At 52.9% G+C, this 24,286-nt stretch carries 18 protein-coding genes; 11 read left to right on the forward strand and 7 right to left on the reverse strand.

What is annotated here, in order from left to right; all coding sequences use genetic code 11:
* Positions 1–35: 35 nt before the first annotated feature.
* The 4 genes from LDN30_RS12315 to LDN30_RS12330 all read right to left on the reverse strand — a co-directional run bounded on the left by LDN30_RS12315 (position 36) and on the right by LDN30_RS12330 (position 4,845).
* Positions 36–1,097: a hypothetical protein gene (locus LDN30_RS12315; protein WP_223927605.1), complete on the reverse strand. Its 1,062-nt coding sequence runs from the start codon at positions 1,095–1,097 to the stop codon at positions 36–38.
* A 63-nt stretch (positions 1,098–1,160) separates the two neighbouring features.
* The gene (locus LDN30_RS12320; RefSeq protein ID WP_223927603.1) at positions 1,161–2,171 is read right to left on the reverse strand and encodes a Rossmann-fold NAD(P)-binding domain-containing protein; all 1,011 of its coding nucleotides are present in this window, start codon (positions 2,169–2,171) and stop codon (positions 1,161–1,163) included.
* 94 nt (positions 2,172–2,265) lie between these two features.
* Positions 2,266–4,125: a hypothetical protein gene (locus tag LDN30_RS12325; RefSeq protein WP_223929670.1), complete on the reverse strand. Its 1,860-nt coding sequence runs from the start codon at positions 4,123–4,125 to the stop codon at positions 2,266–2,268.
* 87 nt (positions 4,126–4,212) lie between these two features.
* Positions 4,213–4,845: a DUF3575 domain-containing protein gene (locus tag LDN30_RS12330; RefSeq protein ID WP_223927599.1), complete on the reverse strand. Its 633-nt coding sequence runs from the start codon at positions 4,843–4,845 to the stop codon at positions 4,213–4,215.
* A 489-nt stretch (positions 4,846–5,334) separates the two neighbouring features.
* Between LDN30_RS12330 and LDN30_RS12335 the strand changes: the two genes are divergently transcribed.
* Positions 5,335–6,480 carry an ISAs1 family transposase gene (locus tag LDN30_RS12335; protein WP_223925317.1) on the forward strand — a complete coding sequence of 382 codons (1,146 nt, stop codon included), beginning with the start codon at positions 5,335–5,337 and terminating at the stop codon, positions 6,478–6,480.
* Positions 6,481–6,684: 204 nt separating this feature from the next.
* The gene (locus LDN30_RS12340; RefSeq protein ID WP_223927597.1) at positions 6,685–7,785 is read left to right on the forward strand and encodes an ISL3 family transposase; all 1,101 of its coding nucleotides are present in this window, start codon (positions 6,685–6,687) and stop codon (positions 7,783–7,785) included.
* Between the two features lie 501 nt (positions 7,786–8,286).
* On the opposite strand, the gene LDN30_RS12345 is transcribed toward LDN30_RS12340, so the two are convergent.
* Entirely contained in the window at positions 8,287–8,793 is a 507-nt protein-coding gene (locus LDN30_RS12345) for a hypothetical protein (RefSeq protein WP_223929671.1), read from the reverse strand.
* Between the two features lie 618 nt (positions 8,794–9,411).
* Here LDN30_RS12345 and LDN30_RS12350 point away from each other — a divergent pair.
* The 3 genes from LDN30_RS12350 (at position 9,412) to LDN30_RS12360 (ending at position 15,969) form a co-directional block, all read left to right on the forward strand.
* On the forward strand, positions 9,412–12,897 hold the full coding sequence (locus LDN30_RS12350) for an ATP-dependent helicase (RefSeq protein WP_223929672.1): 3,486 nt from the start codon (positions 9,412–9,414) through the stop codon (positions 12,895–12,897).
* A gap of 403 nt (positions 12,898–13,300) precedes the next feature.
* Positions 13,301–14,761 (forward strand): DNA repair protein RadA, encoded by a 1,461-nt coding sequence (gene radA, locus LDN30_RS12355; protein ID WP_223929673.1) that lies wholly within the window; start codon positions 13,301–13,303, stop codon positions 14,759–14,761.
* Between the two features lie 20 nt (positions 14,762–14,781).
* The gene (locus LDN30_RS12360) at positions 14,782–15,969 is read left to right on the forward strand and encodes an acyltransferase family protein (RefSeq protein ID WP_223929674.1); all 1,188 of its coding nucleotides are present in this window, start codon (positions 14,782–14,784) and stop codon (positions 15,967–15,969) included.
* Positions 15,970–16,104: 135 nt separating this feature from the next.
* Here LDN30_RS12360 and LDN30_RS12365 read toward each other — a convergent pair whose 3' ends face one another.
* Positions 16,105–16,710, reverse strand: coding sequence for a hypothetical protein (locus LDN30_RS12365; protein WP_223927588.1), 606 nt, complete (start codon positions 16,708–16,710; stop codon positions 16,105–16,107).
* Positions 16,711–16,882: 172 nt separating this feature from the next.
* Here LDN30_RS12365 and dapA point away from each other — a divergent pair, with 172 nt between their 5' ends.
* The 6 genes from dapA to serB all read left to right on the forward strand — a co-directional run bounded on the left by dapA (position 16,883) and on the right by serB (position 22,296).
* Positions 16,883–17,767, forward strand: coding sequence for a 4-hydroxy-tetrahydrodipicolinate synthase (gene dapA, locus LDN30_RS12370; RefSeq protein ID WP_223927586.1), 885 nt, complete (start codon positions 16,883–16,885; stop codon positions 17,765–17,767).
* 58 nt (positions 17,768–17,825) lie between these two features.
* On the forward strand, positions 17,826–18,620 hold the full coding sequence (locus tag LDN30_RS12375) for an RsiV family protein (protein WP_223927584.1): 795 nt from the start codon (positions 17,826–17,828) through the stop codon (positions 18,618–18,620).
* A gap of 188 nt (positions 18,621–18,808) precedes the next feature.
* A complete protein-coding gene (locus LDN30_RS12380; RefSeq protein WP_223927582.1) occupies positions 18,809–19,681 on the forward strand; it encodes a sigma-70 family RNA polymerase sigma factor in 873 nt (290 codons plus the stop codon).
* Positions 19,682–19,685: 4 nt separating this feature from the next.
* Positions 19,686–20,321 carry a deoxynucleoside kinase gene (locus LDN30_RS12385; protein ID WP_223927580.1) on the forward strand — a complete coding sequence of 212 codons (636 nt, stop codon included), beginning with the start codon at positions 19,686–19,688 and terminating at the stop codon, positions 20,319–20,321.
* A 57-nt stretch (positions 20,322–20,378) separates the two neighbouring features.
* Positions 20,379–20,999 (forward strand): deoxynucleoside kinase, encoded by a 621-nt coding sequence (locus LDN30_RS12390; protein ID WP_223927578.1) that lies wholly within the window; start codon positions 20,379–20,381, stop codon positions 20,997–20,999.
* Between the two features lie 49 nt (positions 21,000–21,048).
* Positions 21,049–22,296, forward strand: coding sequence for a phosphoserine phosphatase SerB (gene serB / locus LDN30_RS12395; protein WP_223927576.1), 1,248 nt, complete (start codon positions 21,049–21,051; stop codon positions 22,294–22,296).
* 152 nt (positions 22,297–22,448) lie between these two features.
* Here the strand turns inward: serB and LDN30_RS12400 are convergent, their stop codons facing one another.
* A complete protein-coding gene (locus LDN30_RS12400) occupies positions 22,449–24,098 on the reverse strand; it encodes an anaerobic C4-dicarboxylate transporter (RefSeq protein ID WP_223927574.1) in 1,650 nt (549 codons plus the stop codon).
* Positions 24,099–24,286 lie beyond the last annotated feature (188 nt).

A 24,286-nucleotide genomic window follows, 5' to 3' on the forward strand; every position in this document is an offset into this window, starting at 1 on the left:
CATATGAGCATACTTACATATATTTTTTACCATTATCACCACGACGTTTTCACCGTCACCGTCCCGAGCATCCATGGAACGAATGGCTGACTTTTATCGATGCTGCCGGCATCAATGTCATTCGTTTTTGTGGACTCATTATTCGACATTGTCAGCGAGAACTTGTAATGACTGTTATCGTCTGTCACCGGAATCACATATCTATAGTCGCGTCCGTACCATTGGCTGCCAGCATCGAGTTGTATACTTTCAGAGTGAGTATCTGTAGCCGTATTCTCTAATGGCTTGAAAATAAAGCACTTCTGCGGCTGCGGTGTTTTCAGTGTGATATTTGTCAGCTTCACCGACGACTGGATGTCGGTTGCTACATTCCACTGAATGTCGAGTTTCGAGGCGATATGATAGAGCACGATGTTTATCGACGGGTTCACCGTGTTCATATTGTTCAACGTACCATAATAGGTGCTGTTTATTTTATAGTTATATGGTGTGGAATAAATATTTTGTATTTCCTTCTGAATATCATCGCTCATGGTGAACTGCTGATCCACTATGTCGGCCGTCTTGAGGGCGTTGACGGTACTCTCGTTGCCCTTGGTCAGACCTGGCAGTTCCACGGCCGACAGGGCCGCATAGACGGCACCTACCGGCTGACGGTAGTCGGGCAGATAGACGTCGATGTATCCCTCATAGCGGTATACAGAGTCGTTAGCAGTAGCGAGGGCACCCTGATAGCGTTCTTTCTTCCATGTTCCCTTTAGTTGTGTGGAAGAAAGCGTAACATAATCATTTCCGTTTTTGTCTTTCGTAATGATATAGATATACGACCAGGTTGGCAATTTGAATTTCTCATACGTTCCCGGATCACCGTAAGTTCTTGTAGCCCTTGCATCCGTTGTCGTACTGACGAGGCTGGCATCGGTAGCCGGAATATAAAGGTTTACCGGCATACGGGTGGTGGCTACGTCATCGGTGTCGGACGATGAGCAGGAAGAGAAGAAGAGTACCGTTAATAGAAGTACCGCTCCTGTCCCCCATAAAAAGGTAAGAGAGAGGCCACTGACAGTAATCCGATGTATGATGTGCCTTATTTTCATGTCTGTAAAAAGTATTCGATAATATTAAGACCTCAGAGTTTCCCCTTTATCGGAGAGCCCCTTCTACAGTTCCGGATTATACTCACCGCCCTTTTTCCAGTCAAGGGTGACGCTGGCGCCGACATTGCTGTCGGTGGTGGAGATGCCACCGTTGTCGTTGACACGTACGCGGATGACGCGTATGTCACCGGCGCGGAGGGCATCGGAGAGCGAGAGGACGGTGCGTGTGACGGTACCGTCGGGCATATCGGCGAGGATGACGACATGCCATAGGGCGTTGTCGTCAGCACGGGTAGCGGCGGGGACGAGGGCCTTGGCGGCTGTCGTAGCGGCATGCGACGGGAAGGCCACCCCGCAGTAGGCTGTCGAGTCGGTACCGCTGACGTCGACGGGCACGGTCCTCACCAGTGATGCGTGGTCCCAGTGCCATGTGCTGTCGTCGGGAGTGAAACTCGTGGCGAGGTCGGCGAGGAATACGCGCAGCCGCTGTACCTTCGCGTTGCGTTTCATCACCACGGCGACCCCGGCATCGGCAGGATAGAGGTCTACCTGCCAGCTCTGGTTCTGATTGCCGAGGACATTCATATCGAGTGTTCCGGCCATCACCGCCTGGACATGGCTGTCGACGGTATCACGGAGGAACTGTGTCAGTCGGACTGTCGAGGCCTTGGCAGAGTCGGTGAGGAATATCGACGGGTCGCTCTGTCCTATCACCGCGATATGGCGATAGTTGTTGGCTGGAATGGCGATGGAGAAAGCCGTACGCTGTCCCTCGATGTCACGGTTGAAGAATATCGGATTACCACCGATGGGATAGAATCCGAGTCGTGCCTCCGTTGTCGTGGGCTGGAGAACCGACTGGAAGTATTTGTCGAGCGTCTTCAAGGTCATGGACCCAGCATCCACTTTCAGCTGTTCACTGAGTTGCATGTTGATATTGCTGACCACCTCCAGCTGATAGGTCAGCGAGTAAGTGTTCTCGCAGTCTGAGCGGTCGTCATCAATATAAGAGCAGCTCTGCATCGTGAGCAGAAGGAGCAGGGCCGTGGCCCAGAACTTGAATTGTCGTGTCATAATAAAAAATTGATAAAGAGAGAATTTTGATGTAGGGGCATCCTTTTTATTCATGTTGGATAAGCCGATTACCCCTACATCAAAATTTTATTTATTATTTGAATTCCTCTTCGAATGTCATACCTGTCTGCCAGTTAAGGTCAACGCTCATACCGAGCGAGAGCTTCGGGGTACGCAGGTCAGGAAGAACATTGTAAGCATTGGCAAGACCCTTGTCATAGACGGTAGAGCCACCTGATGTAGTGCCCGTATTGGTATTGATGGTCAACTTAGCCGTTGTAGTGAAGTCCTGCTTAAATACCTGAGAACCAGTTTTTGCCTTTTCTGTTTCCGTTGCTGATGACGGGTCGAGGGTAGCGAGGAGATAGAACTTGGCACCTTTACCGATGATACCATCCTTACCCACGAACTCAGTGCCAGAGTTGTTTGTGAACTCAACAGCGATGTTCACAGAGGTGCTTGCTGCATTGGCGAGAACGAGCGTGTGGTTAACAGTAGAAGGATCAGTAGCTACACCGGTAGTGCCCCATGCTGCAGGTACGGCATTGTCGTAAATGGTATATTCCTTAGCATCAGTAGTTGTTGTCGGAGTGAAGTCATAGACCACCTGCTTCTGTCCACCCACGAGAACGGCGCTGATTGGGAAGCTCGGTTTAGAGCCATTAGTAAGGCTGATAGCCTTGCCCTCACGATCGTTGAGTGTAGATGCACCAGCCTTCACGGTCACGTCGAGACGGCCCACGGCATACTGAATCTGATCTTTCAGAGCGACACTGCGTGTGGTAGGACCGACAGCAGTACCGGTGGTGTACTTTTCAAGAATCCGTGTCCATGTGTTGGAGCCATCATAAGCGCTGCTCTGATCTGTATCCGATGTCTTCAGTGTCGTATTGGCATAGTACTGCAGGTTTGCAGGATAAACCAGGTCGGCAGGCCTCTGCGTCATCTGTCCGCTTGTGGATGTTCCGCTGAGGTTAGCCTCAAACTTATTATTTGTGGTATTCCACTTCACGAGAGCGCAACCGTCAGGGATAGGAGTAGAGAGGTTGCCCGGGAAACCCTGAAGAGCTTCATTCAGTGTAACGACGCCATCATCAGATACAGAAGCCTTAGCTTTAATTGAAGTAATGACAGCCTTCGACATAGCGTCGGTGTTATTCTTCAAGCTCTCGTAGATGGTCTGAAGGGCAGCACGCACGCTGGCACTTGAACCTGTCTCAATCTTTATAAACTGCTGATAGAGAGGATAGATAGTGTTGTTAGCGTTATCGGTAGCACTCCAAGCGACATCAGCACCATCGACTGTAATCTTTGTGCTTGCAATCGATGTCAGATAATCGGCCAAAGTGGTAGCCTTATCATCGGCTTTTCCGGCAGTGTAGATCTGAACCGGCGAGAACTTGATAGCTGCGGGCTCGCCGGTAAGGCCTTCTGAAGTCAGCGTACCGAACTTATGCTTGTCAGCATCTGATGTGATTGCCGTAGCAGCTGTGTTGTCGATAGCCTTACCATAGAAGAGGAATGAAGCAGTACCTACTGGAACGCTGACGTTGGCATAGACGGTAGCATGGTCGGTACCCTTAGCGGCAGAGCTCTCATAAACGTTGTTTTGACCATTAGTAGCCGATGAAGGCAATGTGATGTTACTACCGAGACGAACATCTGTACTGGCAATTGCCGATGTCTTGGCAAACGGAATGAGGTTGATGTTGTCGATACCGCGGAAGTTACCCGTACTCTGCACCTCTGTATCGCTCATTCTCGTCGACGGCTTGGCATTGGAGCTTGAACCGCCGGGTAGGCCGACGGATAAGGTGAAGGACGTCTTGACAGCCTCGCCGGTAGTATTGCCGGGATTATCAGCGATATCATCCGACGACGAGCAAGAGGAAAGGAAGAGCGGGGTTGCGAGCACCATGGCTCCCATCCCAATAAAAAATAGATTTCTCTTCATAACTTAAAGATTTAAATGTTGAAATAATATATTCTCGACTATTATGCTTTCTTCCGCCTTATTGCCGGCGGAAGGTTTGTGTTGTTATCAGAACCGCCAGCTGACGTCGACGGCAACCTTTGGCAGGAGGTAGACGCGGTTCTTTCGCGCCACGGGACTGCCGCAGTGTACGCAGTCGTACATCCGGTAGTGGGTCCACGCGAGGTCGGCACCTCCCTGCACGTCAATGCCGAATCCGCTGCCGAGGTCCCAGGCATATCCGCCGAAGGATCCCACGCCGATGACGTTGCCCTGGATGCGGTGGTGGCGAGCGTCGCCGAACATTCCAAAGTATCTCATCTTGAGGTTGGAGAGGTTATAGTGCACCCACAGTGCATCGTAACCGTAGTACCATCCTCGCCACGGTGTTCCTTCCGTCCACTTGCGGCCATAGAGGTCGACGCTGAAGTGGCGGTACTTGCGCTGTGCCGTGTCGTCGGTGGGCCATGGACGGAAACCGCCGGCGATACCGAGAGTCCACGAACTGTCGAGGCGTGTCTCAAGACTGAGATTGGGTGTCATTGTGGCGGAATAGACAAGATTATTCCCCACGGCGAACTGCTGCGCCCTCATGGCGACCTGAAACATGAGAGCCACAAAGCAGAGCACTGCTATGCGATGTTTTATGGTTCTTCCGCTTTTCTCGTTGGTAGGACCGATTTTTGTAGGTCCTAAATACAAAAAGAAGCCTAATTCCGTTTATATATTTGTATTCACCACAAATCAAATATATAGCACATGGAACTAAGCTTCTTATATCATGGTTTCGGTATAGACCGCAGTTATCATTACCACGCTACTGAGTACAAAGATAACTCAATTATTCTAAAACTAAGGGCTCTTTCATTTAAGCCGACATAGAAGACAATATGTCACAATGTAATCCGTTTAAATGAATGTGACGATAGGCACAAACGCCCGAAGGCGGTTTCTCAACCGCCAGGCTCTTAATACCTTTTGTCATATATTTTTATTTTTGAAGAGGGGGTTTATGGTATTTGTGCGATTAGTGCACTTTGTGCCCCCTCTTCTTTTTACACTGCAAAGATACAAAATAATTAGCTAATAACCAAACAATTACGCACTTTTATCATCTCGGATGCAACTTTTTCTTCCCTATAAGGGATTAAGAGTTTGGCGGTTGAAAAACCGCATTTGCTGAGCCGAGATTTGTTAAATTTTATCCACTCAGTACCAGATTATCGTAGGATGAACAAAGGCAACTGTAAACACAAGTTGTCCGACATGCTTCTGCTGGTTATTTTGGCCAGGGCATGCGGCTGCGAGACTCGCAAGGACATTGTGGCCTTTGGAACGATCCATTTGAGCTACTTGCAAGACCACCTCGGCATTCTTGCTAAGGGATGTCCGTCCGAGCCCACACTTTGCAGGATGGAAGGTGGAATCGACGACATTACTTTGGCCTCTTTGGTTTCGACATTATCACGAAAATACGTGTCGGAGCATGATGGAGCAAACAGACGGCACATTGCAATTGACGGCAAGTTCATGCTGGGTACGAAAATTGGCGACGGACGCTCTCCTGATGTTGTGACTGCTTTCAGCGTGACCGACCGGTTGCCGCTTGACACTGAAATGTGTGAGGTGAAAAGCAATGAGATAAAGGCTGTGCCCAAAATCATAGAGCGGGCTGACTACATGAATGGATGCGTTATAACTGCGGATGCCATGTCGTGCCAAAGTTCTATCATCAAAGGCATCGTCGGGAAGGGAGCTGACTATCTTATTGCGCTGAAAGCCAACCAGAAAGCAGCAAGATGGTCGGTAGAGGACGCTGTGCCTACGCTGCATCCTAACGACGAATGGAAGACGGAGTGGGAACTTGCCCACGGGAGGCTGTACCAACGCCGATGCCGTGTATATTCAGACATATCCGGTATCAAGGCGCTTGAAAAATTCCTCAATGTCAAGGCTGTGATTGCCATAGACACGCATACGATTGAAAAGAAAAGCGGAACGGAACAAAAACAGACGAGGTACTATATAACCAGTTTGGAAGAAAGGGCACAGACTTTGGATCGAATCAGCCGCATGCACTGGGGAATCGAGAACAATCTCCATTGGACGCTGGATGCAAGAATGCGCCAGGACCGCACAAAGAGAAAAGAAACAAAGTCGGCCAGAAACTTGGACTCGATCCAGAAGCTTGTTTATATCATCTACACCATAGCCTCCAAAAAGCACCTGCCAGAGACCATCAGAAAGAGGAAAGAACTCTTTAAAGTCAAGTTCTCAGCCATTGCATCTTACGCCAAGAACAGCTTGGCCTATGCTATTTCTCTTCTCAGTCTGTAGAGGTCGTTAATTTTGAGGGATATATAATAAGCCCTAAGCTACATCCAGCTTGGGTAGGGGATACTTTATCCATTGGTCATCAGACCTTTACTACAAATAGCATTTCTGCGGTAAAGCGGAGACTGAGCAACAATCATGCCATGTCAGTCTAAATTTAAATGAAAGAACCGTATTCTAAAACTCAAAAGTATTCCAATAAAAAAAGTGACTTGCCCTCATTGTGGTTGTACTGAAGTTATACGGTATGGTGTTATTCACCGCATGATACACAACCTTCCTATAGGCAGCAAGAGGACGTTCCTTTATCTTACAGTCCAGAGATACCAGTGTAAGGCGTGTGGAAAGGTTCATCAGTCAGACATACCTTTCACCCGCGGAAATGTCAGTTATACATACAGATTTCAGCGTTATGTATTGGACTTGCTAAGGCTTGGTGGCACCATTACAGACGTTGCGAAGCATCTTGGCGTTGGCTGGGATATGGTAAAGGACATACACAAGGATTATCTCAAAAAGAAATATTCCCATCCTGACATATCAAAAGTAACGAAGATTGGAATAGATGAGTTTGCCGTCAGGAAGGGTCATGTATATAAGACCATCGTCGTAGACCTTGATACAGGACGGATAATACATGTGGGTGACGGCAAAGGAAGTGACTCTCTTACAGCGTTTTGGAAAAAGGTTAAGCGCAATAATATCAAGATAGAACTCGTTACCTCTGACATGTCTGCCGCCTACATTTCATCTGTGGCACAGAATGCTCCTCAGGCCAAGCATGTATATGACAAGTTCCATGTCGTAGAACTCGTCAACGACGCTGTTGACAAAGTTCGCCGCAGCGTATGGAATCAGGAAAATGACATAGAGAAGAGAAAGCTAATAAAGGGCACGAGATGGATGCTGCTGTCAAAGTCATTGGACAAGTTCGATGAGGAGTCAAGAAAACGTTTTGACAATATTCTGAATACGAACAAGCCTCTCTTTGAGGCATACTATCTGAAGGAGGACTTATGCCAAATATGGATGCAGAAAAGCAAGGCTGAAGGAGAAGAGCAACTTGAGTACTGGTGCGCCAGAGCAAGAGAAAGCAAACTGACGGCTATGATTAAAGTGGCTAATACGCTACTGGCGAAAAGAACTGGAATACTCGCATGGTATGACTGCAAAATGACCAATGCGGTTCTTGAGGGGACAAACAACAAGGTGAAAGTGTTGAAGAGGAAAGCGTTTGGTTACAGAGATGACGAATACTTCAAATTACTATTACTTGGCATGAAAGACGAGACAGTCAAAACTGAATAGACAGGCATACCTACCAACGGGAAAAGCGGAAGAACCTGTTTTATGATGGTATTCATTGTAATCATAACCTGTATTTTATATAATGTATATATTCGACTCAAACTCTCTAACCTGTCGGGATTACGGAGACCGCTACTTTCCCCCCAGAAAAGAACTTAACTACATAAACTTCAAAGGATTCCGAAATCCCTTGTTTTGCCAAAGTTTTACTACTGCAAAGATATGAAGTTTCTTTATTGAACACAAAGGAGGGGTGGTAATTTTAAATAACTTTAACCAAAGATGTTTCAAATGCGTTAAGGATAGAGCAAAAATGAACACAAGCCCGCAGTAAAAGGACACACGCGGTGGTGCACTTAGAGCGGGCTGCCGGAACCGGGGGGGATGGTGGGGACGGCGAATTGTAATTCGCCGAACTCGACGGCGCAGACGAGAGAGAGGCTGCGGGCAAGACGAGAAAGAGGCTGCGGGCAAGCTGAGAGCGGGGCTGCGGGGTGCCACCTACTCCTTCATATCGAGGGCCATGGGGTTTCGTATGCCGGCGTTGACGGCGAGGGCGAGGTAGCGGTTGATGACGGAGGTGCCTGTGATGCCCTTCCTGTTGGCTGCGCGCCGCACAAAGTTGTATGGATTGGCGACGGGATGGCAGTGGAGGACGATGAACACATGTCGCACCATGTCGATGAACCGCATCGCATGCCCGCGCCGGTCGGTGTAGCGTTGCGACATCCATACGATATGGACGAGTTCTATGAGGTCAATCATCGTTCCCGACCACGCCCTTGCCGATGGCCCGTCGGCGGTCATGATGCGGTCGAAGACGGAGTAGATACCATGCAGGACCTTCTCGCGCTCGGCCGCCAACTCCTTAGCGGTGAGGTCGGCAACGTTGCGATAGTGATTCTCAGAGGAAAAGTACCGGGAGGTTTCACTCCCGGCACACGCTGAAACCTCGAACCCGGAATCCAGCGATTTTGTTGTGTCTTTCCTGATATTAATTGAATTCATAATTTAATAGAGTTTCGTTTTCAGTCTCCGATGACTTTCATCAGATTACGAATGCAAAGATAATAAATTTCATAGGGCAAATGCAAGTTTTACGTGGGGTATTTTAACAGTTACCCCTCGGTTTTACGAACTATTAACACTGTTGTGAAAAGATAGTGCACAGAAAAGAATAAAACTTTACAAATTAAGCGGCGATTAGGTAAGATTATTGAGTGAGGAGAGGGCGGAGCGCAGATACGGCGGAGGAGCACAACGATAGCGAACGGACGAAAGCTGTAAAAATTTTTCAGAGGACGGCTATGGAGGAAACTGCTATCGCACCGCACTGATTATCAACGTGATAGCGAGGTATGCCGTTTTGCGTTGCGAAACGAGCCGTTTCAAGATCCAAAACAGGCCGAATGAGATTACGAAACGGGCCGTTTCGGAGGACGAAATGGGAAGGATGGGGAGGATGTAAAGAAATTTACAGCTCGGAAGAAAGGAGCATAAGGAGCTATAGAAGCTATAGAGGCTATAGCGGCTGCAGCCCCCGGGGAAAAATAAAAAACCTGGCGCGGCTATTGCGAGAGCGAAGAAAAAGCAGTACCTTTGGGGGAAAATAGACTATAGAAACGAATGGAAAAGAATAACGAAGAGGAGGGAAACCGCAGCAGCCACGTGGACAACGGCACCCGCTTCACGGCCGATGCCAACCGCTACGCCCCGGAAGATGCGGCGTCGTTCTTCGATGAGCTGATAATGACGATGGCCGACACGAGCGACATCAGGCGCGTGTACCGTCGCTACGGCCATGTGCTGTGGCGCTTTCTCGATGCCCGCACGGCGCTGACGGAGATAACCTTCGCAGGTCCGTTCGCAAAGATGGACTACCTCCTGAAGGAGCACGGTGCCAAATGGTGGCTGCGGCGTGCCGCCAACGACGCCCGTGTGAGGATAAGGAAGAGCTACGACGAGAGCGAGAGCCGTCTGCGTGCCACCGCCGGCCACGACCTCAAAGCACTGTGCCAGTTTATTGCCTTCGTCGACGACACCACAATCCCCGAGGTACTCATCAGTCTGTTTCCCGCCGACGACGGCACGGTGGCTCCCGCGCGCGCCCTCACGGCGAGCATGCGGATGATTGTGGCGGCATGGGACGACGATTACGTCTACGGCGTCATCGACGGCTACAGCACCGACGGCTACAGTAAGGTTGCCTACACCGCCACCCACCCCACCTTTCCCACCGACTGGGGCTACCTCCGCGACCTCTTCCGCCGTGGGTCGCAGCTGAACCTCATCCGTCCTCATGCCGACAGCGACGGCATCCTCCGGCCAGAAATGATAATCTTCGAGCCCGACTATCTCGTCAATGTCACGACGATAGCCCGCTGTATGACCCATTATGCCGACGCGCCGGAGGTGGAACTGATAAACAAGATTGAGCCCTCGCCCGACAACTGGCCGATAATCCTCGGAAACTTCGCCGGACAGCTCCTCGACGAGGAACTGGCGGGGAAGAGCTGCATCCGCGACGGCCACCTCGACCGCCGGCGCTATGCGGCGAGCGTGCGGAAGTTCTTCAGTGCCAACGCGTTAAGCATGCTCACGGCGAAGGCTAAACCCGGTTGGAACTTCCACGACGAGGCGGCGTGGCAGGCCGCACATATCCATAAAGCCGTCAGCGAGACACTGCCACGCGTGGTCGGCGACTTCAACGCCTGGGAGGGTATCGTCGAGCCGTCGTTCTTCTCGCCGATGCTCGGTATCCAGGGACGTATGGACTTCCTGCAGATGGACTACCACTTCCTCGTGGAGCAGAAATCGGGCAACGGCGCGTTTCCCTACGACCACTTCGTCTTCCCCCGTATGACCGACAGCCACTTTGCGCAGCTGCTGCTGTATATGCTTCTCTTCCGTTTCAACTACCGGCAACGGGGCTCCGACGCGTCGCTGACGCCAATGCTGATGTACTCGAAATACGAGCAGAGCATGCTGCGCGTGACGATGGTTCCCGAGCGTGCCTTCGAGGCCATGCGAATCCGCAACGGCATCGTGGCCCGCGAGCTCGCCCTCGCCCGTCACGGCGGCTACCGCGTCTACGATGAGCTGTCGGCCGAGAAACTGAATATGAAAGGTGTCGGCGACAGGCTGTGGAACGACTGGGAACGTCCCCGCATCGACGGCATCCTCGATGTCATCCACAACGCGAGCGCCTTGGAGCGCAGCTATTTCTTCCGGTTCATGGAGTTTATCAGCAACGAGCACGTCATGGCCAAGCTCGGCAACAAGACAAAGGAGTGTTCGGGATTCGCCTCAACATGGTATGACTCGCTCGACGCCAAGCGGTTAGCGGGAAACATCTACGACAATCTGACGCTCGTGAAACCCGACAGCACTACGGAGGGCGAGATTGACGAGGTAACGCTGGCCTACGGCGACGACATCGACTGCGATATGTCGAACTTCCGGCAGGGCGACATCGTCATCCTCTACCCTTACGACCGTGACCGCGAGCCCGATGCCACCGCCGGTCCTGTGGTGCGCTGCAAGATTCGCGACATCACTAAGGACAACCGTCTCGTGCTCACCCTCCGCCACCCGCAGGCCGACCGCCGCCTCTTCGACTACAACCGCGGCCGCGTGTGGGCCATCGAGCACGACTTCATGGAGGCATCGTTCAGCGGACTCTATCAGGGCATGTTCTCCCTCCTCACAGCCCCTAAGGAGCGACGCGACCTGCTGCTCTTCGAGCGTGAGCCAAAAGTCGACGTAAGTCGCAAGCTGAAAGGCGATTACGGCAGTTTCAACACTATGATGCTGAAGGTGAAGAGGGCCCGCGACTTCTTCCTTATCATCGGTCCGCCGGGAACTGGAAAGACATCGTTCGGACTGCTGAACACGCTGAAGGAGGAGCTCTGCGAGGACGGCAGCACCGTACTGCTGATGTCGTACACCAACCGTGCCGTCGACGAGATATGCAGTAAGCTGAAAGGCGCCGGCATCGACTTCATACGCATCGGGGGTGAGACAACAGCACAGGAAGCCTACGCCAACAACCTCATCAGCAGGAAGATAGAGCAGACGGCAAACATCGCCGAGGCACGGCAGATGATTGTCAGCAGCCGCGTGTTCGTGGGAACGACGACGGCCATAAGCTCACACCTCAACCTCTTCGAAATAAAGCAGTTCGACCTGGCCATCATCGACGAGGCGTCGCAGATTCTCGAGCCCCATCTGATGGGCATCCTCAGCGCGCAACACGAGGGTCGGGCGGCGATACGAAAGTTCGTGATGATTGGCGACGAGAAACAGCTGCCAGCGGTCGTCCAGCAGTCGGCGGCAACATCGGCGGTGGAGGAGCCTGAGCTGCGCGCCATCATGCTCACCGACTGCCGTAACTCGCTGTTCGAAAGGCTCTTACGCCGCTACCATGACAACGGTGACGTGGTGGCGATGCTCGACCATCAGGGACGCATGCACCCGGCGATAGCGGAGTTCCCGAATATCGCCTTCTACCACGGACAGCTGAAGGCGGTGCCGTTGGCGCATCAGGAGGCTACGCTGCCCGAACACGGCAACAGCGGCGACCTGCTCACCGACATGCTGCTGACACGGCGTGTGGCGTTCATCGATGCCGCCAAACCGGCGACGACGACCTCCGACAAGGTGAACATCATCGAAGCCGAGATTATCGCTGGTCTCGTCCGCCGCATCTACGACATCGAGAAAGCCACCTTCGACGCCGACGAGACAGTGGGTGTCATCGTGCCGTACCGCAACCAGACGGCAACGGTGCGAAAACTCATCGACCGCTACGGCATCGACATCCTCCACAATATCACTATCGACACGGTGGAGCGTTTCCAGGGCAGTCAGCGAAAGTATATCATCTATGGGTTCACCGTCCAGGAGTACTATCAGCTCAACTTCCTGACCAGCAACGTATACGAGGAGTCCGACGGCACCGTCATCGACCGCAAGCTCAACGTGGCCATGACGCGCGCCGAGGAGCATCTTGTGATGGTCGGCCATGCCCCGCTGTTGGAGAAGAACCCAACCTTCCGCCGCCTCATCGACTTCGTGAAGGAGAGGGAGGGGTATATAAAGATGGAGGGCTGAGGAGCCGGGGCTGCTGAGGCCCGGCTTTGGCTGCCCGTGGGCTCTTCTCTGCGCTGCCCAGCGCTCGGCTCTGGCTGTCCGTGGGCCCGGCTTTAGGCTGCCCGTGGGCCTTGCTCTGGGCTGCCCGTTGGCCCGTCTCTGGGCTCTGTTGTCGGGTTCGGCGAATTATAATTCGCCGCACTTAACAGCACAGCCAAGAGAGAGGAGAAACGAGGCAGCGAAGCGCGGAGAGGGCTGGCTACATTGAAAAAAGGGGGCGGAAAATTTGGAAAAGGAAGGAGATTTTATTAACTTTGCGATAGAGAAAAGGAGGAAACAAGCTAAAAGGGAGGAAGCAAAAAAGGAGGAAACAGAAGAAAGGAAAGATAGGACATAAAAAAGGAGGACAAAACCAGACAACGAAATGGCAAAAGACAAGATAGCATACGTTTGTGAGAACTGCGGGTACGACTCGCCGAAATGGATTGGGAAATGCCCTAACTGCGGTCAGTGGAACACTTTTAAGGAGATTCGCGTGGCTGCTAACCAGCCCGTGGGCCTCAGCAGCAGGAGGGACGCCGCGCTGACGGCAGCAGCGTCGTTCACGAGTGTCGGCGGCCGTCAGGCTAACCGTCCGTACCGTCTCAGTGAGATTCCCGCAGCCGACGAGCCCCGTATCGACATGCTCGACGGTGAGCTGAACCGTGTCCTCGGTGGCGGTCTCGTCCCAGGGAGCATCGTCCTCCTCGGGGGTGAACCCGGCATCGGCAAGAGCACGCTTATCCTCCAGACCGTCCTCCGCCTCCGCGAGCGCGTCCTCTACGTTAGCGGCGAGGAGAGTCCCCATCAGATAAAGATGCGCGCCGAGCGCCTCGCCGACGGTCAGGGCACACAGCCGCCGACAGCCCAGGGCCCTACTGCCGCCGCCCCTCAATCGGCCGGTGACCACATGCTCCTGCTCAGCGAGACCTCCCTTGAGACTATCTTCGAGAATATCAAGAAGATAGAGCCGCAGATTGTCGTCATCGACTCCATCCAGACCATTGCCACGAGCAGCGTGGAGTCGTCGCCGGGCAGCATCAGTCAGGTGCGCGAGTGTGCCTCCGCCCTACTCCGTTTTGCCAAGACGAGCGGTGTGCCGGTAATCCTCATCGGACATATCAATAAGGAGGGTACCCTCGCCGGACCGAAGATTCTCGAGCATATCGTCGATACCGTCATCCAGTTTGAGGGCGACCAGCACTATATGTACCGCATCCTGCGATGCATAAAAAACCGCTTCGGGTCGACGAGCGAACTCGGCATCTACGAGATGCAGTCGGGGGGGCTGCGGCAGGTCAGTAATCCGTCGGAACTCCTTCTCACTCAGGACCATGAGGGCTTGTCGGGGATAGCCATCTCGAGTGCCATCGAGGGTATCCGTCCGTTCCTCGTCGAGACGCAGGCCCTGGTGTCGTCGGCGGCTTACGGCACCCCCCAGCGGTCGGCTACGGGTTTCGACCAGCGGCGGCTGAACATGCTTTTGGCTGTCCTCGAGAAGCGCGTCGGCTTTAAGCTCATGCAGAAAGACGTATTCCTGAATATCGCCGGCGGCCTGCGTGTCACCGATATGGCCATGGACCTCAGCGTCATCGCCGCCGTCCTGTCGAGCAATGTCGACACCCCCATAGAAAGCGGGTGGTGCATGTGCGGTGAGGTGGGCCTCAGCGGTGAGGTGCGCCCCGTCGACCGCATCGTGCAACGCATCGCCGAGGCGTCGAAGCTCGGTTTCAGTCATATTATCATCCCGAAATACAATATGCAGGGTCTCGACGCGTCGAAATTCGATATCACCATCCATCCCGTCAGAAAAGTCGAGGAGGCCCTGCGAGCCCTCTTCGGATAAGCCACGAAACGAAAGAACCCATGCGTCGCGACAACCGAATAACCATAGCCAAAGCCATTGGCATCATCCTCGTGGTGGTGGCCCACACCGACGGCCACGGACTGCTGAACAGCTTCATCTTCGAGTTTCACATGCCCCTGTTCTTCATCTGCGCCGGTTACTTCTTCTCCCTGCGCTACCTTCACGACGAGGGCACATTCGTCGGCCGCCGTCTGAAAGGTCTCTACGTACCGTTCGTGAAGTGGTCGGTGCTCTTTCTCGTCCTCCACAACGTGATGTTCGATGTCGGTCTCCTCAGCGAGCACTACGGCAATGTGGCAGGTGGTGTCACCCATCCCTACCAGTGGCACGAGGCCGAGCAGCGGCTGTGGAATATCATCTTCGCCATGGGCGGCTACGACGAGTTCCTCGCCGGTGCGTTCTGGTTCTTCCGCGCCCTCTTCGTCGCCTCCATCCTATACCTATTATTATATAAGACCGTGATGGCCGCCGCTGCCCAGCTGACGCACAGGCCGTTGGTGGCAATGGCGCGCCACGACCGCCTGCTGCGGCGCACGCGTCCGGCCACTATCGTCGGAGCCGTTGTCTGCGGTCTGCTCTTCGCCCTTTGTCTGTGGAAAGATGCTGACCATCTGAAGATTCCGACCCTCGTGCAGGGTGGTTCCCGCGACCTCATGGGCTGTTTCTTCTTCGGGGTGGGATTCCTCCTGCGCCCCGTTCTCAACAGTGCCCGCGATGCCGTATGCCGACGGCCGTGGCTCGCGGTCATGGCCGATGTGGCGATGGCTGTGGCGGTGCTCCTCTTTGCCATCTACGATCCGGCGGCGATGAGCATCAGTCCTACGGCAGCAAAGGTGGCGGCACTGCCCCTGCCAGCACTCTGCGGGTTTCTCCTGACCTACGACATCAGCTGTAGACTCGATGCTCTCAAAGCCAGAAACGTCGTCCGCCGTTTCCTCATCTACTGCGGCAATAACACGCTGATAGTCTTTGTCTTACACATCGTGGCCTACAAGGTGGTGAGCGTGGTGAAGATACTCTACTACGACATGCCGTGGGAGCGTTTAGCCGGTCACATGACCATACACGAACACGCCGACGACCTGTTCTGGATAGCATATACCATTGCAGGTGTCGGCGTGCCACTGCTCCTCCAGTACGGTTACGACCGCATGAAGGCAGCCATTAGCGCGAGGCGCGGCGAGTAACCAAGAAATTAAAGCAAATACCCCGCAGCTGCGAGGGTGGGGATAAACCCCACCCCTACGGCGGACGGATGCAGCAACACGCTAATTATCAAGGCGTTACATTCATTCGATTGCAAAACAGGCGCGGCAGATCAACTATCTGAACATCAGCCAGTAGGACGGATTAAGCTGTACCACCTGAGAGCCGAGCTTATAAGCTGCATAGCAGAGGTAGAACGACAACTTGCCGCTATCGTCGAGCGATACGCCCTGGTTGGAGATGGCGAAGAGCGGCGTAAAGTCCTGAGTCTTACCACTATAGGGAATGCTGAAGGCGCTGCCCTCAGGGCTGAGGACGATATACGGTGTGCCCTCCTGCATGAAATACGTGAGATGGCCCGTGACGGTCGTCAACGACGGTGAGCCCGCATTGACGGCATAGCGCAACTCGTTGGCGCTCATCGGCGAGAAGACGCGTCCGAAGATGCTGTCGGCGACATTCTCGAAGACCACTGTGGTATCGTTGGTGAAATGCCAGTCGACATGCGCCTTGAGGGTGTCGATATCGTAGTAGAACTGGGTGTAGACCTGTGCCGTGCCCGATGTACCGTTTTTCGTGAGGTTAGCAAAGGCGGCGGCGCGCTCCGCCGGTGTGGCTACAGTGAACTGCACCTTGTCTTTGTCGTCGTCGCTGCACGATGCCATGGCCAAAGCCAGCGAAGCTACGGCCACAACAGAGATGATAAAATTTTTTAATCGCATTGTTTTTTCCTTTTTTAATTTTTTGTTGTTAAACTCTTGCAAATTTAATGCATTTGTTTTAATCCGCAAAATTTTTATGCTCCAATATTTTGATTATTGAATTAATAATATTATTTTTGCAACGGCTATTATATACAACAAATAAGATAAGGAACAATAACAGAGGGAACAAATGGAAAATATTTTTCACGGGTTGGGCATAGCCCTTATCACCCCAATGAGAGGTGACGGCGAGGTAGACTACGAAGCCTTGGAGCGTCTTGTCGAGTACCAGATAGAGAATGGTGCCGACTTCCTGTGCATCCTTGCGACGACGGGTGAGGCCCCATGCCTGACGAAGGAAGAGAAGGACAGGATAACAGATGTAATCATCAGTGTGAACCACGGCCGCGTGCCAATACTTAAATATTGTGGCGGCAACAATACGCGTGCCGTTGTGGAGGAGATCGAGAGCACCGACTGGGTGGGTGTCGACGGCATCCTCAGTATCTGTCCATACTACAACAAGCCCTCTCAGGAAGGTCTGTATCAGCACTTTAAGGCCATCGCCCAGGCCAGTAAGCTGCCGGTGGTGATGTATAATGTGCCGGGGCGGACGGGCGTAAACATGAAAGCCCAGACCACCGTTCGCATCGCCAACGACTTCCAGAATGTCGTAGCCATAAAGGAGGCATCGGGATCGCTGGAACAGGTCGACGAGATTATCAAGAACAAACCCCGCCATTTCGAGGTTATCAGCGGCGACGACGCACTGACGTTCCCGATGATTGCCAGCGGTGCCGTAGGTGTCATCTCGGTCATCGGCAACGCCCTGCCAAAAGCTTTCTCGCGCATGATCCGTCTGGAATTCAACAACGAGTATGCCGCAGCACTGAAAATCCACCATCAGTTCACCGAGCTCTATAAGCTCCTCTTCGTCGACGGCAACCCCGCCGGTGTGAAGGCTCTGCTCAACGATATGGGCATGATAGAGAACGTGTTACGGCTGCCCCTCGTGCCTACGCGCATCGAGACGAAGCAGAAGATGGACGAGATCATCAAGAAGCTGAAATTCTGACCCTGCGGGCCTGCACCCCGGTCTGCTGCGAAATAACCATTAACAAATACCATAGAATATGATTGCTGAAATCCTTTGCAGCATGATGCTGCTCACGAACGGCGACACGCTCGTCACCGACTCCATCAGCCGCGCCCCGAGCGACGCGAAATGCAGTGTGGAACTGACCGTCGACTACCCGACGGCGGGTCCTGAGGCCCTTGTCGACAGTGTGCGCGCTTATATCGCCACGGAGGTGAAGTCGTTCTATATGGCCCGCCTCGACGGCGACGGCAGTCCGCGGCCCGCCGAGTACAGCGGCGACCTGAAGGACGGCAAGGCCCTTGTCGACTTCCACTCGGAGCATATCCTCGCCGATATGCAGGACATCTACCGGTCGCTGACAAAGGATTACGGAGGGACGGAAATGTATATGACCGACCAGGGCCATATACGCCGTACGAGCGAGAACGACTCGATAGTGAGCTACGAGGCCGGCTGCTACCAGTATGAGGGCGGTGCCCACGGACTCTACTGGATAGAGGGCACGACGTTCCGCAAGAGCGACGGCAAGCGCATCGTCATCAACCTCGACCTCTCGAAAGTCGACGCCATGCAGCCGTTGCTCCGCGAGGGTCTGGCAACATACCTCCGCGACAACGGGGCCGAGACGACCATCGACGACCTGCTAAAGAGCGACACGTTCATCAGCGACGGTCAGATACCGCTGCCATCTACGAATCCGTACCTCACCGCCGACGGCGTGAAATTTGTCTATCAGGAATACGAAATCGGGCCGTATGCCATTGGTACACCGACATTTACGATTCCGCTGAAGGACATACAGCCGTTCATCGACAACAGCGAGGAATAAAAAAAATAAAAAAATAGTTGCCGAAAAATTTGCTTTTCCGGAAAAAATGTTGTATCTTTGCAGATGCTTTCGAAAGCATATACATTTTTATACGTACGCATCAACACGATATTAACAGCATTGCGGAGTCGTCTGTGCCTCAGCAAAAGGGCACTGACGGCCTATGTTTGCTAATTTAAAGGAGAAGAATGAGACAGCTAAAAATTCAGAAGAGCATCACCAACCGTTCCAGTGAGGCACTGGATAAATACCTTGTAGAAATAGGCCGCGAGCCGATGGTCAGCCTCGAGGAGGAGATAGAGCTCGCCCAGACTATCCACAAGGGAGGTGCCAAAGGAGAGCGTGCCAAGGAGAAACTCATCAAGGCCAACCTGCGTTTCGTTGTCAGTGTTGCCAAGCAGTACCAGCACCAGGGTCTCTCGCTCACCGACCTTATCGACGAGGGAAACATAGGACTGGTGAAGGCAGCCGAGAAATTCGACGAGACACGTGGTTTCAAGTTCATCTCTTACGCCGTGTGGTGGATACGCCAGAGCATCCTGCAGGCCATTGCCGAGCAGAGCCGCATCGTGCGTCTGCCACTGAACCAGGTGGGTGCCATGAGCCAGATAAATAAGGTGACAGCGGAGTTCGTACAGAAGAACGGCCGTCGCCCGTCAATCCATGAGCTCAGCGAGATTACCGGTATCGACGAACTGAAGATACGGCAGAGTCAGAACGCCGACGGTCATCACATGAGTATCGATGCCCCATTCTCCGACGACGACACAAACTCGATGAGCGACATGCTCGCATCGGGTGAGGACAGCCGTACCGACAAGACGGTGGAATACGAGTCGATGGCCTCCGACCTCGACGACGTGCTGAAGAAGGTGCTCAAGGACCGCGAGCTGAAGATTGTCAAGCAGTGCTTCGGCATCGGATGCCACGAGAAAGGTCTCGAGGAGATAGGTGCCGAGGTGGGTCTGACCCGCGAGCGCGTCAGACAGATAAGGGAAAAGAGCATCGAGAAGATACGCCAGAGCGGCAACGCACGGATTCTCATGAAATACCTCGGATAACACGATGCATATAGCAATAGCAGGAAACATCGGAAGCGGGAAGACCACCCTGACACGTCTCTTGGCGAGACACTACGGATGGGAGCCCCGCTACGAGACGGTGACCGACAACCCGTATCTCGCCGACTACTACAGCGACATCAACCGGTGGGCGTTCCCCATGGAGGTGTTCTACCTCAAGGAGCGGTTCCGCGACATGCTCGAGATAAAGCAGTCGGCAAAGGACATCGTACAGGACCGTACGATATTCGAGGGCGTATACGTCTTCGCACGAAACAATCACATAATGGGGAATCTCGACGACAGAGATTTCGACACATACATGGAACTCTATGAGTCGATGATGCTAAGGGTCGACTACCCGCGGCTGCTCGTTTATCTGCGCACACCGCTGAAGAGTCTCGTGGCAAACATCGACAAGCGGGGCCGCGACTACGAGCGGAAGATGCCCATCGACTACTTGGAGAGTCTGAACAAGCTCTACGACGACTTTGTGCTCAACGAGTATCCTGCACAGAAGCTCATCATCGACAACAGCGGACTCGACTTTGAGCATAACGCCAAGGACTTGGGAAAGATTATCGACCAGATAGATGCCGAGCTCTTCGGACTGTTCACCAATAATACTTTAAAACCGTAAAGAAAACATCGGTCAAGCCTTCCGGATTTTTCATAAAAGGCGAAAGACACCAACATTATGCACATAGCAATAGCAGGAAACATTGGAAGCGGCAAGACAACACTGACAAACATGCTTGCCAAGAGGTATGGATGGAAGGCACACTATGAGCCTGTGGACAATAACCCGTACCTCGAGGACTACTATCACGACATGAAGCGGTGGGCGTTCAACTTGCAGATTTTCTTCCTCAACAAACGGTTCAAGGACGTTGTGGAAATATCGAAATCGAAGGATACCATCGTCCAGGACCGCACGATATTCGAGGATGCACGCATCTTCGCACCTAATCTCCACGATATGGGTCTGATGTCGGACCGCGACTTCGCTAACTACAGCGACCTCTTCGACCTGATGGTGTCGCTCGTGAAGCTCCCCGACCTGATGATTTATATCCGCTCGTCGGTGCCACGCCTCATCGACAATATCCAGAAACGGGGCCGCAGCTACGAGCAGACGATACGCATCGACTACCTGCGAGGCCTCAACGACCGCTACGAGGAGTGGATAAAGGACTACAAGGGAAAGCTTATCATCGTCGAGGGCGACAGCTGCGACTTTCTCAACAGCTCACGCGACTTCGGGCGCATAGCCGACCAGATAGACGCTGAGCTCTTCGGTCTCTTCTCGAAAGACTGAGAAGGGATTTTTCTACAGACTATAATCAACTATATATCACTCATTTAGAATGGAACAGGTTAACGAACACAAAGAGGAGCAGATCCTCATCAGCATTGCCGGTATCGACCGTCCGGGTCTGACCGCCGATGTCATGAAAGTGCTGGCAAAATACAATGCCACAGTACTCGATATTGGACAGTCGAACATTCACTCTACCCTCTCCCTGGGTGTCCTCATCCGCGCCGATGTGATGAAGTCGGGACAGATTATGCGCGAGCTGCTCTTCGAGGCCAACGACCTCCACGTGAACATCACCTTCCAGCCCATCAGTGACGACGACTACGAGTCATGGGTGGGACGCCAGGGCAAGCACCGGTTCATCCTCACCATCATGGGACGCGAGTTGTCTGCCGAGCAGATTTTCGCCGCCGCGGACGTCATCAAGGAGCAGAAGCTGAACATCGATGCCATACGCCGTCTGACAGGTCGTGTGAGCATCATGCATCCGTCGAAGAACAACCGCTCGTGCATAGAGTTCTCACTCCGCGGCGATCCCCAGGACCGCCAGCAGATGCAGTCGGAGCTCATGAAGCTGTCGGCGGATATGGGTTTTGACTTCTCACTGCAGAAGGATGATATGTACCGCCGCATGCGCCGACTGATATGTTTCGATATGGACTCGACACTGATTCAGACCGAGTGCATCGACGAACTGGCAAAGCGCGCCGGTGTCGGCGACCAGGTGAGTGCCATCACAGCATCGGCAATGCGCGGAGAGATAGACTTCAAGGAGAGTTTCACACGCCGTGTGGCTCTGCTCAAGGGCCTCGATGCCAGCGTGATGAAAGACATCGCCGACCACCTGCCCATCACGGAAGGTGTCGACAAGGTGATGAAGGTGCTCAAGACCAGCGGATATAAGATTGCCATCCTCTCGGGAGGATTCACATATTTCGGACAGTTCATGCAGCGCAAGTACGGCATCGACTACGTCTACGCCAATGAACTTGAGGTCGGTGAGGACGGCAAGCTCACGGGACGCTATCTCGGTGAGATTGTAGACGGTCACCGTAAGGCCGAGCTGCTGAAGCTCATCGCACAGGTGGAGAAGATAAACATCGCCCAGACAATAGCTGTCGGCGACGGTGCCAACGACCTGCCGATGATCAACGAGGCCGGTCTCGGTATCGCCTTCCACGCAAAGCCAAAGGTGAAGGCCACTGCCCATCAGAGCATCTCGACGATAGGTCTCGACGGTGTGCTCTACTTCCTCGGATTCAAGGACAGCTATCTCGGCGAGTTAGCACAGGAATAAAAACGATATACATAATATAGGGCGGGGAACTATCCCCGCCCTTATTATAATAGAAACTATAGAGACTATAGAGTCTATAGAAATCTATAAAGAGCTATAACCGCCCCACCCGAAAAACACATTTTCCGAAGAGGGGCAGAGCCTTAATACCATCAATACAATCCCAGCCAGAAATGATAGACATAGCTGATGGCGAGACCGGAGGCCGTAGCGCAGACGACATGGATTAGTCCCGGAGCCATGAACGAGTGGTTGAGAAGGTACTTGCCTATGACCGTCGTTCCGGACCGGTCGAAGTTGACCGTAGCAATGTCGGAAGGATAGTTCGGGATAAAGAAATAACCATATACCGACGGCATCACGCCAAGGAGTATCCATCCCGGAATGCCAAGCGAATAGGCTAACGGGAGCATTGATACGACAACAGCACCCTGAGAGTTGATGAGTACCGAGACTGCAAAGAAGGCAAAGGCTATCGACCATGGATAGTCCTTGACGATACCGCCGAGGAGTGTCTGCATCTCTGTCTGGTAGTTATCGAAATAGGTGTTCGACATCCACGCGATACCATATATTGCCACGACGGCCACCATACCATTCTGCCATACAGGTCCGGAGACAGCATCCTTAGGTTTGGCCTTACAGAAGATTATCATCAGGGCGCAGGCCACAAGCATGAGAATCTGGATGACGATATTCATCGACAGTGCCTTGTCGGTGGACTTTGTCAGACCACTGACGACGATGCCGCCCTTGGCAAGCTTCTTAGCGTCCATCGTTGCTGAAGTTCCCGTTCCAGCCGCATTCTCGGTAGATGCAGGGACGGTGACGGTGTCGGAGACATGCTCGACGGAGAGTCCTTTCTGCTCGGCATTGGCTATATCGCTCTCAGAAAGCAGCCAAAGGGTATCCTTACCGTTCATGGTGTACGACTTCACACGCACGGTGTCGACACTGATCTCGGTGAACCGTGCCGACTCGACATGGCTGACGGCGGAGATATTCTTGTACGACGGAAGGATGTTCAGACCGAACATCTGAGTAATGGATATGACCACGATAACAGCGAGAGTGCCAAGGAAGATGTAAACGGCGTTCTTCGAGCTCTGCGGAATCTTCTTGTTCAGCGTTGTGGCGTTGGAGCCATAGATATAAGCGTACTGCTGAGGGTCGCGGAGCTTAGCCTGAAACTTCGGGTCCTTGTCGAGGTCGAGACCACGGTTCCAACTGTAGGCCACAGCGGCGAGGATACCGATAATACAGGCTGGGATGGTGACCATGATTATCTGAACATTGCTCACGGGGAATCCGTTGTCGATAGAGATGGCTGAGAAAGCCACAACGGCAGCGGCTATCGGTGAGCAGGTGATACCTATCTGCGCTGATATCGACGCTATACCGCAGGGACGTTCCGGACGTATGCCTTTCTGAATGGCGATATCGCAGATGATTGGCATGAGGGTATAGACAACATGACCCGTTCCCACAAGGACGGTAAGAAGGAAGGTGGTGAGCGGTGCGAGGAGGGTGATACGGTTAGGATGCCGTCGGAGCAGTCGCTCAGCAATCTGAATCATCCAGTCCATACCGCCCGATGCCTGGAGAATTCCGGCACAGGTCACGGCGGCGATGATGATATAAATGACATCGGTAGGTGGGTCACCGGGCTTCAGATGGAATCCGAAGACGAGAATGGCCAGACCGATACCGGAGATTGCGCCGAGAGCCAAAGAGCCATAGCGGGCGCCTATCCATAGTGCCACGAGGACAACGAGGAGTTCAACAACCATTAATACAGTCATATAATCAGCGGTTTAAAATTGTTAGTTTCTTGTTCGTCTATTTCGATTAGATTGTCAGTAATAATCCCCGCCTCTGAACTTTATAAAAGTTATAAAACAGGTAAGACACTGCAAATATATTACAAGTTCCGGAAAAAAGCAAATATTTTTCAGTTTTTCTTCCTTTACAATCAATTTTTCCACCCCAC

The organism is Prevotella lacticifex (genome assembly GCF_019973375.1).
In the GTDB taxonomy this organism is placed as follows: domain Bacteria; phylum Bacteroidota; class Bacteroidia; order Bacteroidales; family Bacteroidaceae; genus Prevotella; species Prevotella lacticifex.

Bases quoted from the DNA above. Each gene is read 5' to 3' on its own strand.
- LDN30_RS12315 (WP_223927605.1), bottom strand. From the start codon at position 1,097: ATGAAAATAAGGCACATCATACATCGGATTACTGTCAGTGGCCTCTCT.
- LDN30_RS12320 (WP_223927603.1), bottom strand. From the start codon at position 2,171: ATGACACGACAATTCAAGTTCTGGGCCACGGCCCTGCTCCTTCTGCTC.
- LDN30_RS12325 (WP_223929670.1), bottom strand. From the start codon at position 4,125: ATGAAGAGAAATCTATTTTTTATTGGGATGGGAGCCATGGTGCTCGCA.
- LDN30_RS12345 (WP_223929671.1), bottom strand. From the start codon at position 8,793: ATGAATTCAATTAATATCAGGAAAGACACAACAAAATCGCTGGATTCC.
- LDN30_RS12350 (WP_223929672.1), top strand. From the start codon at position 9,412: ATGGAAAAGAATAACGAAGAGGAGGGAAACCGCAGCAGCCACGTGGAC.
- radA (WP_223929673.1), top strand. From the start codon at position 13,301: ATGGCAAAAGACAAGATAGCATACGTTTGTGAGAACTGCGGGTACGAC.
- LDN30_RS12360 (WP_223929674.1), top strand. From the start codon at position 14,782: ATGCGTCGCGACAACCGAATAACCATAGCCAAAGCCATTGGCATCATC.
- LDN30_RS12365 (WP_223927588.1), bottom strand. From the start codon at position 16,710: ATGCGATTAAAAAATTTTATCATCTCTGTTGTGGCCGTAGCTTCGCTG.
- dapA (WP_223927586.1), top strand. From the start codon at position 16,883: ATGGAAAATATTTTTCACGGGTTGGGCATAGCCCTTATCACCCCAATG.
- LDN30_RS12375 (WP_223927584.1), top strand. From the start codon at position 17,826: ATGATTGCTGAAATCCTTTGCAGCATGATGCTGCTCACGAACGGCGAC.
- LDN30_RS12380 (WP_223927582.1), top strand. From the start codon at position 18,809: ATGAGACAGCTAAAAATTCAGAAGAGCATCACCAACCGTTCCAGTGAG.
- LDN30_RS12385 (WP_223927580.1), top strand. From the start codon at position 19,686: ATGCATATAGCAATAGCAGGAAACATCGGAAGCGGGAAGACCACCCTG.
- LDN30_RS12390 (WP_223927578.1), top strand. From the start codon at position 20,379: ATGCACATAGCAATAGCAGGAAACATTGGAAGCGGCAAGACAACACTG.
- serB (WP_223927576.1), top strand. From the start codon at position 21,049: ATGGAACAGGTTAACGAACACAAAGAGGAGCAGATCCTCATCAGCATT.
- LDN30_RS12400 (WP_223927574.1), bottom strand. From the start codon at position 24,098: ATGACTGTATTAATGGTTGTTGAACTCCTCGTTGTCCTCGTGGCACTA.